1 protein-coding gene and 1 pseudogene are annotated in these 960 nt (G+C 44.1%); both read left to right on the top strand.

Features of this window, described 5'->3' with window-relative positions; genetic code table 11:
- Window positions 1-583, top strand: a 583-nt coding sequence (locus SPADD19_RS07185) for a B3/B4 domain-containing protein (RefSeq protein WP_061455645.1), incomplete at its 5' end; no start/stop codon positions are given.
- A 173-nt stretch (window positions 584-756) separates the two neighbouring features.
- Window positions 757-960, top strand: a pseudogene (locus SPADD19_RS12805) (CTP synthase); the annotation flags it as partial.

Raw genomic sequence — 960 nt, 5'->3', positions numbered from 1 at the left:
GAAGAAAGAGCTTGAACAATGGGCGCTCCAGTGTCAGACAGAAGAAGTAGTGGCATCTCCTGTCATCAAAGGGTATACAGACCTCTTGCAAAAAGTAGGGCGTAGCATCAAGAAAAATCCCCCAACAGTCCTAGCTCTTATCCGAAACATCCAGCATCGAGGAGCTCTTCCTCAGATCAATAGCATCATTGATATCTATAATGTCGAATCTCTGAAGTCTTTTCTCGCGATCGGAGGACATGACCTAGATAAGATTGAGGGACCGATTGAATTTACAGTGAGTCAAAGAGACGATCTCTTCCTCCCGATCCTTTCTAGTGAAAAACGTGTCGCACCGACAGATCCTGTCTACCGGGATCAAAAAGGAGTTCTGGCTTGGTTGGATGTACGCGATAGTGACCATTACAAATTTGAGGAGACTACGCAAAACGCCCTCTTTGTCATTCAAGGAAATACCGAGACATCAGTCGAGATGCGTTTAGAAGCACTGGAGCGAATCCGCAAGGACCTTGCTCTTTGCATGTCTCAGCTTCAATTTGAGAAATTTCTCGTCACAAAAAATGGAGTGGAAAAGGTCTCGTAAACAGCGAAAATCATTTTCATGAAATTTTCAATTTGACAAAGTAGACCATTTGCGGTAAGATATTGTTCGGGCACCTCATTTTGAGGTCGGAGCTCCCTAAGGATTAGGGAGCTATTTTTGTTTTTTCTGCAAAGAGGAATGGCCTCTACAACATTAGAAGAAGAGGAAAGCACATGTCAACAAAATATATTTTTGTCACGGGTGGTGTCGTATCATCCATCGGGAAAGGGATTGTCGCAGCAAGTCTTGGTCGCTTGCTCAAAAATCGTGGATTGAAAGTGACCATCCAAAAATTTGACCCTTATATCAATATCGACCCAGGGACGATGAGTCCTTACCAACACGGGGAAGTATTTGTCACAGACGATGGCGCAGAG

It is taken from the genome of Streptococcus parasanguinis (genome assembly GCF_001578955.1).
GTDB classification, from domain to species: domain Bacteria; phylum Bacillota; class Bacilli; order Lactobacillales; family Streptococcaceae; genus Streptococcus; species Streptococcus parasanguinis_U.
Note: the sequence above shows the minus strand (reverse complement) of the source record. Positions and strands in the feature narration are given on the sequence as shown.